7 protein-coding genes and 1 pseudogene are annotated in these 8759 nt (G+C 58.5%); 5 read left to right on the top strand and 3 right to left on the bottom strand.

Annotation, left to right across the window (positions count from 1 at the left end; genetic code table 11):
* The 5 genes and pseudogenes from ACEQWH_RS03145 to ACEQWH_RS03125 all read left to right on the top strand — a co-directional run.
* Positions 1-73: pseudogene (locus ACEQWH_RS03145) on the top strand (amino acid synthesis family protein); the annotation flags it as partial.
* Entirely contained in the window at positions 45-872 is an 828-nt protein-coding gene (locus tag ACEQWH_RS03140) for an alpha/beta fold hydrolase (RefSeq protein WP_370228248.1), read from the top strand. The pseudogene ACEQWH_RS03145 and the gene ACEQWH_RS03140, both read left to right, overlap by 29 nt.
* Complete coding sequence (locus ACEQWH_RS03135) at positions 869-1807, top strand: flavin reductase (protein ID WP_370228247.1); 939 nt, start codon at positions 869-871, stop codon at positions 1805-1807. Before ACEQWH_RS03140 ends, ACEQWH_RS03135 begins: the two co-directional genes overlap by 4 nt.
* A 1-nt stretch (position 1808) precedes the next feature.
* Entirely contained in the window at positions 1809-2846 is a 1038-nt protein-coding gene (locus ACEQWH_RS03130; protein WP_370228246.1) for an LLM class flavin-dependent oxidoreductase, read from the top strand.
* A gap of 11 nt (positions 2847-2857) precedes the next feature.
* The gene (locus ACEQWH_RS03125) at positions 2858-4321 is read left to right on the top strand and encodes an aldehyde dehydrogenase (protein ID WP_370228244.1); all 1464 of its coding nucleotides are present in this window, start codon (positions 2858-2860) and stop codon (positions 4319-4321) included.
* A gap of 72 nt (positions 4322-4393) precedes the next feature.
* Here ACEQWH_RS03125 and ACEQWH_RS03120 read toward each other — a convergent pair whose 3' ends face one another.
* The 3 genes from ACEQWH_RS03120 to mutL form a co-directional block, all read right to left on the bottom strand.
* Positions 4394-5281, bottom strand: coding sequence for a hypothetical protein (locus ACEQWH_RS03120; RefSeq protein ID WP_370228242.1), 888 nt, complete (start codon positions 5279-5281; stop codon positions 4394-4396).
* Positions 5282-5585: 304 nt separating this feature from the next.
* The gene (locus ACEQWH_RS03115) at positions 5586-6869 is read right to left on the bottom strand and encodes a DNA recombination protein RmuC (RefSeq protein WP_370228240.1); all 1284 of its coding nucleotides are present in this window, start codon (positions 6867-6869) and stop codon (positions 5586-5588) included.
* Positions 6869-8752 (bottom strand): DNA mismatch repair endonuclease MutL, encoded by a 1884-nt coding sequence (gene mutL, locus ACEQWH_RS03110; protein ID WP_370228238.1) that lies wholly within the window; start codon positions 8750-8752, stop codon positions 6869-6871. The genes ACEQWH_RS03115 and mutL overlap by 1 nt, the downstream gene beginning before the upstream one ends.
* Positions 8753-8759 lie beyond the last annotated feature (7 nt).

Raw genomic sequence — 8759 nt, 5'->3', positions numbered from 1 at the left:
CCATCGTATTGGGGATCGGTATCAGGATCTGAAGGAACTGGGTCATGACGTCGACAACCCTGCATCTGTCTGACGCACAAGGAATTCTCAGCTATCAAGATGCTGGCGCGCCTGACAGCGCGCCCGGCATTCCGCTGGTCCTGTTGCACGGCGTGGGCATGCAGTCCGAGGCCTGGCGCCCGCAGATCGATGCGCTGTCAAAAACCCATCGTGTCCTCGCCCTGGACTTACCTGGTCATGGCGGCTCATCGGCACTGAAACCTGACGCGACACTCACGGATTATGTCGACTGGTTGCACGCTGCTCTGGATGCCCTTGGCCTTGCGAAAGTCAATCTGGCGGGCCACTCAATGGGCGCGCTGATTTCCGGTGGCTTTGCTGTCCTGCATCCAGATCGGCTGGCGCGCGTGGCCTTGTTGAACGGGGTTTTCCGCCGCAACGAAGATGCTCGCATCGCGGTAATCGAACGGGCAAAGCTCATCGGATCGGGGACTTTTGATCTGGAAACGCCGTTGAACCGTTGGTTCGGCCAAACTGCCATGGATCTGGCCGCCCGTGAACGCGTGTCGCAATGGCTGTCCGAGGTCAGCATCGCAGGATATGCCACAGCCTATGCTGCCTTTGCGCACGGCGATGCCGTCTTTGCCGATCGGTTTCACACAATAGACTGCCCCTTGCTGGCGCTGACCGGCGATGGCGACCTGAACTCCAACCCCGCCATGTCGCACGCGATGGCCGCCGCCGCCCCGCAAGGACGCGCCGTGATTATTGAGAACCACCGGCACATGGTGAACCTGACAGCGCCCGATCGGGTCAACGACGCCCTGCGCAACTGGCTGGGCACACCTCTTCATCAAAAGGACGTTCTATGATCCAGTTTGATCCGCAAATGCTGAATGACACACGTGCCTTGCGAAGCGCATTTGGCACATTTCTGACGGGTGTCACGGTCGTCACTACACGAGATGACGCGGGCACACCCCTGGGCTTTACCGCGAATTCCTTTGCCTCGGTGTCGCTGTCGCCGCCTATGGTTCTGGTGTGCCTGGCAAACTCGTCCAGCAACTATGACGTCTTTGCCAATACAGACAAATTCGCCGTCAACATCCTCTCTGAAGCACAGATCGACGTGTCAAACACCTTTGCACGTCCCGTCGATGATCGCTTCGCAACCGTAGACTGGCAGGACGGGCCGCATGGGTCGCCTATTCTGGACGGGGTTTCGGCATGGGTAGACTGCGAGATGCATAAAACCGTCGACGCCGGGGATCACATCATCTTGATCGGCGAGGTCAAAGCCTTTGATCACAACTCTACACCGGGTCTGGGCTATGCGCGTGGCGCCTATGTCACCCCGGCTGCCGAAGCCGAAGCACTGAAAAAACGCTCGGACATGGCGGTCTCTGCTGTGATCAAAAAAGACGGCAAGGTGCTGCTGGTCAGTGACCCACATGGTCACCTGACACTGCCTGCCACGGACGATGTAGCAGACGGGCCGCATGAGGCACTGAAGCGCCTTATTGCTGACGTCGGTGTCGCGGCCGAGCCGGGCTTTATTTACTCTGTCTATGACGACGCAGCCCTTGGGCGACAGCATATCGCCTTTCTGTGCAGCGCGACGGGATCGGACTCGGCCAAAGGGGTCTTTACCGAAATCACGGAAAGCACCCTTGTGGACATCGCGGACCCCGCGGCCTGCACCATGCTAGAGCGTTTTGCCGAAGAGCACCGCATCGGGAATTTCGGCGTGTACTATGGAAATGAAGTAGACGGCGACGTGACGCCAATTGACGGAAAGGGTGCTTAAGATGAAGTTTTCTCTTTTTGCGCATATGGAGCGCATTGATCCGGAACAGGATCAAAAACAGCTGTACGACGAATTTGTTCAGCTTTGCAAAATAGCCGATGACGGCGGCATGCACGCGGTTTGGACAGGGGAACATCACGGGATGGATTTCACCATCGCCCCGAACCCCTTCATCAATCTGGTCGACATTGCGCGCCAAACAAAGAACGTCCGCCTTGGCACCGGCACGGTCATCGCGCCCTTCTGGCATCCGATCAAGCTGGCGGGCGAGGCAGCGATGACCGACCTTATTACCGACGGACGCCTGGATCTGGGCATCGCACGTGGGGCCTACACCTTTGAATATGATCGTGTGCTTCCAGGCCTTGATGCATGGGACGCTGGCCTGCGTATGCGCGAGCTGGTTGGGGCAGTTAAGGGGCTTTGGCAGGGCGACTATGCCCATGACGGAGAGTTTCACACATTCCCCAAGACGACATCTTCGCCAAAACCATTGCAGGAAAACGGCCCCCCGATCTGGATCGCCGCGCGCGACCCCAACAGTCATGAATTCGCGGTCAGCAACGGCTGTAATGTGCAAGTGACGCCGCTTTGGAACGGAGACGACGAAGTCGCGGACCTGATGTCCAAATTCAAAGACGCCTGCACCAAATTCCCCGAGATCCCAAGGCCCAAGATCATGTTGCTGCGTCACACCTACGTCGCAGAAGACGCCGCGGACGCCAAACAAGCAGCTAAGGAATTAAACCGGTTCTATTGCTATTTCGGTGCCTGGTTCATGAACAAACGCGATGTCTCGCAGGGCCTGATTGACCCGCTATCAGACGACGAGATCGCAGCGCACCCCTTCTATACGCCTGAAAACATGGAACGCGATCTGGTGATCGGAACCGCTGACCGGGTGATTGAACGTCTGCGCACCAGTCAGGCGCTTGGCTATGATGAATATTCGTTCTGGATCGACAGCAGCATGCCCTTCGAACGCAAGAAAGCCTCGCTTGAGAGGTTTATCAAAGACGTCATGCCAACCTTCCAATAAGGGATCAAAAGATGCAGCAATTTCAACAGTATATTGACGGTACATTTTGCGATGCGTCGGCCCAGTTTGACAGTCTGGATCCAGCAACGGGCCAGCCTTGGGCCAAAATGCCCAGCGCAACCCCGGCAGACGTAAACCGCGCCGTCGATGCTGCGGAACAGGCATTTCTGGCGCCCGATTGGGCCGGCCTGACCGCCACGGCACGGGGCAAACTCTTGTTGCGTCTGGCCGATCTGATCGCGGAGCACGCGCCAAAGCTTGCAGAACTTGAAACCCGCGACACCGGCAAAATCATCCGCGAAACCTCGGCGCAGATTGCCTATGTCGCGGAATACTATCGCTATTATGCGGGGCTGGCGGACAAGATCGAAGGATCACATCTGCCGATCGACAAACCCGACATGGATGTCTGGCTGCGCCGTGAGCCGGTTGGCGTTGTGGCGGCCGTCGTGCCGTGGAACTCGCAATTGTTCCTGTCCGCCGTGAAAATTGGCCCAGCCCTGGCGGCAGGATGCACGGTTGTGTTGAAAGCCTCTGAAGAGGGCCCTGCACCGATGCTGGAATTCGCGCGGATCTTTGACAAAGCTGGGTTTCCCAAAGGTGTCCTGAACGTCATCACCGGCGGCCCCGAGACAGGAGCCACCCTAACGACACATCCCAAAGTGGCGCATGTGGCCTTTACCGGCGGGCCAGAAACAGCCCGCCATATCGTGCGCAATTCTGCTGAGAATCTGGCGTCAACGTCGCTGGAACTGGGCGGGAAGTCTCCGTTCATCGTGTTTGAGGACGCCGACATCGAAAGCGCCGTGAATGCCCAAATCTCGGGCGTCTTTGCGGCCACGGGCCAAAGCTGCGTTTCGGGCTCGCGGCTGGTAGTCCAGTCCTCGATCAAGGACGCCTTCCTCGCCCGCCTGAAAGAAAAAGCCGAAGCCATCGTGATCGGAGCCCCCGACGATATGGCGACCGAGGTCGGGCCATTGTGTACCGAACGCCAACGTCAGACCGCAGTGGATTTGATCGCACGCTCTGTTGCGCAAGGGGCCGAAGTGATCACCGGTGGCACGCCGATTGAGCGCGACGGTTTCTATTTTCCACCGACCATTCTGGACTGTTCAAACGCGCATGATGCCGACAGCCTGAGCCACGAGTTCTTTGGGCCCGTTTTGTCTGTGGTGACATTCGACACCGAGGATGAGGCCATTGCCATCGCCAACGACACCAAGTTCGGCTTGGCCTCTGGTGTGTTCACCCAAAATCTGACGCGCGCCCATCGCATGATCCGTGCCATCCGCGCAGGAATTGTTTGGGTGAATACCTATCGCGCTGTCAGCCCGATTGCGCCGTTTGGCGGGCATGGGCTGTCGGGACATGGTCGCGAAGGGGGGCTTCAGGCGGCTCTGGATTACACAAAGGTAAAGGCGGTGTGGCTGCGCACCAGCGACGAACCGATCCCTGATCCTTTCATCATGCGGTAATGGCCGCGCGACAATCTCAACCAAAGAAAGGCGGCCCAAAGGCCGCCTTTCAGTTTTTAGGAAAGACCGCGATTATTTGGCTTCACGGCGGGTTACATTCACAGTTGGCAGCGCTGCGCCGGTTGGCTTCAGCTCGCCGTTGCCTGTGATTGTGTCAGACGCGAGGATCTTGATCGCGAATGGCGCTGGGTCTGGGTCATTCGCAGGCTCAACCGAAATCACCGCGATGAAGTTGCCGTTGTCCAGCTCCAGAGGCATGCCGTTCACGAAATCCTGACCAGGTGCAGGAGGGAACATCTCTGGTTTGTCACCAGCATAGGCGCCCGCACCGTCGTCATCTGCGCCGTTTGGATCGTGGAAGATGCCAGTAGAAATTGGCTTGCCCATTCCTGTGTCGACAACCCAGCCTTCATAGTTCCAGCCAGCTGGCAGTTCAGGCAGATCCAAGGCCGCGCCTTCGCCGTCAAAGAACCAAATGCCCTGGTTGGCTTCCCCACCTGTTGGGGCCGCCAGAATGAAAGAGCCGCCAACACCGTCAAAATCGGTCGCAATCGCTGCTGGGTGGTCGACTGTGGCCGCCGCAGAGTTGCCTTCATAGCCGCCCGCAACGATGTGCACAGCGCTTGGGCCTGCATCGGTGTCGCCATTTGGCTCGATGGTCAGAACATAGGCGCTGGCGTTTTTATGTGCCGCGCTGACCCGAGAGAAGAACGCGTCGGTCTTGCCGATGGTGCCGGTTTTCTCGCCCGCAGCGTTCACTTCGATCACGTAACCTTTTGACGTGATATTCCAGCGGCCGGTTGAAACTGCTTCACCATCAATGATGGACCAGCCTTCATAGTGCAGGCCATTCAGCGGCTCTAGGCCAGCGGCGCTTTGCTTCAGGTCGATCTGTGCGTAAGCGGCAGTCGCCATCAGGGTTCCCAGTGCGGATGCTGCGATAATACGTTGAAATTTCATAATCTTCTCCATCTTCGTCTTGTGGCGTTACGCCTCGTGTTTCCTCGATCCATTCGAGTTGAGATGAAGTTAGAAACGGATTTCGGCCCAAACAATGAACCACTGGGAATATGTCACGACTCTCCGTGACACGTGAGAAAATTTGGAATTTGTGTGAGGAGTCTCACGAAGATTCTCGCGAGTCAGAGAGGAAGGTTACACTTTGTGTCGATCGCCTCTCGGTTGCGTGACACAGGCGGACCTCAGACTCTTTTGTTCGTGAGCAGGCGCTTTGACGCGCCAGCGCACAGATTACCGGAATCGCCTATTCGGCCGGGGTACGCCCCAGCGTCACAACGTTTTCGCCTTCGGGTGCCAATTCCTCAAAGTCGAAATTATCCAGTTTATGCGCCCGTTTGCTGGCGCGCGAGCTGGCGGTCAGGATACCGGCAACGTCTTCGCCCGCCTGACGCAGGTGGGTTTCCAGCTTGCCCGCGCGCTCGCCCACGATCTCGACGTCGCGGTGAAGGTTCTTCAGCGCTTTGCGGATTTCACCCGCCTGCTCGCGCATACGCGCGTCTTTCAGAATGGCACGCATGGTGTTCAGCGTGGCCATGCAAGTTGTCGGGGACACGATCCAGACCCGGGAATCAAACCCTTCGCGGACCAGATCCGGGAACTTGGCATGCAGCTCGGCATAGATGGCCTCAGAAGGCAGGAACATCAGCGCACCATCCGCGGTTTCGCCTTCGATCACGTATTTCTCGGCGATATCTTTGATGTGCTTGCGAACGGATGTTTTGAACATCTGGATCCCGGCCTTCAACTCGGCCTCAGTTGTCGACGCCAGCATCGCCTCATAAGCCTCAAGCGGGAACTTGCTGTCGATCACAATCGGCCCCGGCGGGTTGGGCAGATGGATCAGACAATCCGCGCGTTTGCCGTTGCTGAGGGTCACTTGCAGGGCATAGCTGTCAGTGGGCAGGGCCTTGCCAACGATATCGTTCAACTGAATTTCGCCAAAGGCCCCACGGGTCTGCTTGTTGCTGAGGATATCCTGCAGGCTAAGCACATCGCCCGAAAGTTTGGTGATATTCTCTTGCGCCTTATCAATCGTTGCCAAGCGCTCTTGCAGCTGCGTCAACGAGGTTGCGGTCTGCTTGGCGTTCCCCATCAGGCTTTGGTTCAGCTTTTCCTGCAGATCCGCCAGCGACTGGTTCGTGCGCAATTGCATGTTGGCTAGGTTTTCCTGCAACTTCAGTTGCTGCGCGCCCAGATTGTCGGCCATTTGCTGCTGCATCTTGGCCAGGTTCTCTCCGGTTCCGCGCTGCACTTTGGCGAGGTTCTCATGCATATTGATCTGCACTTCCCCCAAACGTTGCTCAACCAAGGTGCCGATCTGACCCTGCGACTGCGCCAGAGCCGCCATGTTGCCATCAAGCTGCGCCTGCCCGGTCGCCAGCTGGTCTACGCGATGCGCCATCATCGCCACTTGGTCCGCCGATCGGGACGATGCCCGCAGAACCGACCACAGCATCATCAGGATGACCGCCAGAATGACTCCGCCGATAAGAACATAGGTTTGCAGTTGGGGATCAGAAAAATCCATCAGGTCCGTCCAAACAGCCGCTCGATGTCGGCCAGTTTCAATTCCACATAAGTTGGTCGGCCATGGTTACATTGGCCAGAGTGAGGCGTGGCCTCCATCTCGCGCAGCAGAGCGTTCATTTCCTCGCCACGCATCCGCCGCCCGGACCGGATCGATCCATGACAGGCGACGCGGCTTAGAATGGCTTCGATCTTGGCCTGAACCAACAGGCTTTCACCCTGATCGTCCAGCTCATCCAAAATATCCAGTACCATCGCCCGCGCATTCACCTCGCCCAAAATCGCCGGAGTTTCGCGCACAGCAACCGCAGACCCGCCAAAAGGTTCCAGCGTCAGACCGAACTTTGAAAGCTCATCCGCCACGGCTAGAATGCGGGCGCAATCGCCCTCGGACAGATCAATGATCTCCGGAATAAGCAGCGCCTGCGCCGCGACACCGTTTTCAGCCATCTGCGTTTTGAGCTTTTCGTAGACAAGCCGTTCATGCGCTGCGTGCTGATCCACGATCACCATACCATCCGCAGTCTGCGCGATGATATAGTTCTCGTGCACCTGTCCGCGCGCAGCCCCCAAAGGGTGCGACTCAATCGACGGTTCGGGGCCTTCGGGCGCCATCTGCACTGGCTCGACCCGACCGGCCACAGGCGCATCCATCAGCGTTGCACCGGGCGCGGCGTCCCATGCCGCAGGCGCCTCGGCCAGCCCCGGTGCCTGCGCCTGATAGGCTGCCGTGCGCGCACCAAGCGACGGGCGATCCATTTGATACACGCGTGCGCCCGTGGGTTCTGGCCGCATCGCGCCAAGCGTCGCGCCAGCAACCGTCGTCGACGCCCTGTGCCCGGCTTCGGCCAGCGCATGTCGCAAGGCCGAGACGATCAACCCGCGCGCCAAACCGGGATCGCGGAATCGCACCTCGGATTTTGCGGGATGAACGTTCACATCCACCAGTTGGGGATCACAATCGATGAACATTGCCGCGGCCGGATGCCGATCCCTGCTCAAGAAATCAAAATAGGCCCCGCGCAAGGCTCCGACCAGCAGCTTGTCTTTCACTGGACGACCATTCACGAACAGATACTGCGCAACGGCAGAGCCGCGGGAATAGGTTGGCAACGCCGCATAGCCAATCAAACGAAGCCCTTCGCGTTCCGCATCAATCCGAAGGGCGTTTTCGGCGAACTCTGCCCCCAAAATGCGGGCCAGTCGCCCATGCAACGCATCAAACAGATCGCCATTTTCCGGATCCGCGCGGAAACTGACGCGGCCGTCGCCTCCGCCCGTCACATCGCGCAGGGTGAAGCCGACGAATGGCTCGGCCATCGCCAGACGTTTGACGACATCGCCGATGGCCTGGGATTCCGCGCGATCAGACCGCATGAACTTCAGCCGCGCTGGGGTCGCATAAAACAGATCCCGCAGCTCGACGATTGTGCCGCCGCTCAGCGCCGCTGGTTTGACGGCGGACATCTCGCCCCCCGCGACCGCAATCGAGAAGGCGGCCTCGCCCGCAACGCGCGAGGTAATTGTCAAACGGCCTACAGCGCCCAAGGACGGCAGCGCCTCGCCGCGAAAGCCAAAGGTGTGAATATCCAGCAGGTCCGAGCCATCAATCTTGGACGTTGCATGGCGGCTCATGGCCAAGGGCAACTGCGCTTCGGCTATGCCACAGCCATCGTCCGTCACCCGGATCAAGGTTTTGCCGCCATCGGCAATCGCCACCTCGATGCGGCGCGCGCCTGCATCAATAGCGTTCTCCACCAGCTCTTTCACCGCAGAAGCCGGACGCTCTACGACCTCACCGGCGGCAATCCGGTTGATCGCGCCGTCGTCCAATTGTCGAATAATCGGGAGATTTTCGCTTATTTTGCGGTCATCTTGAAGCATACCGCGA

Source organism: Cognatishimia sp. (genome assembly GCF_964229375.1).
Lineage (GTDB): Bacteria > Pseudomonadota > Alphaproteobacteria > Rhodobacterales > Rhodobacteraceae > Cognatishimia.
This window is presented reverse-complemented; position numbering and strand designations above follow the sequence as displayed.

Bases quoted from the DNA above. Each gene is read 5' to 3' on its own strand.
- ACEQWH_RS03115 (WP_370228240.1), bottom strand. From the start codon at position 6,869: ATGGATTTTTCTGATCCCCAACTGCAAACCTATGTTCTTATCGGCGGA.
- ACEQWH_RS03130 (WP_370228246.1), top strand. From the start codon at position 1,809: ATGAAGTTTTCTCTTTTTGCGCATATGGAGCGCATTGATCCGGAACAG.
- mutL (WP_370228238.1), bottom strand. From the start codon at position 8,752: ATGCTTCAAGATGACCGCAAAATAAGCGAAAATCTCCCGATTATTCGA.
- ACEQWH_RS03120 (WP_370228242.1), bottom strand. From the start codon at position 5,281: ATGAAATTTCAACGTATTATCGCAGCATCCGCACTGGGAACCCTGATG.
- ACEQWH_RS03135 (WP_370228247.1), top strand. From the start codon at position 869: ATGATCCAGTTTGATCCGCAAATGCTGAATGACACACGTGCCTTGCGA.
- ACEQWH_RS03125 (WP_370228244.1), top strand. From the start codon at position 2,858: ATGCAGCAATTTCAACAGTATATTGACGGTACATTTTGCGATGCGTCG.
- ACEQWH_RS03140 (WP_370228248.1), top strand. From the start codon at position 45: ATGACGTCGACAACCCTGCATCTGTCTGACGCACAAGGAATTCTCAGC.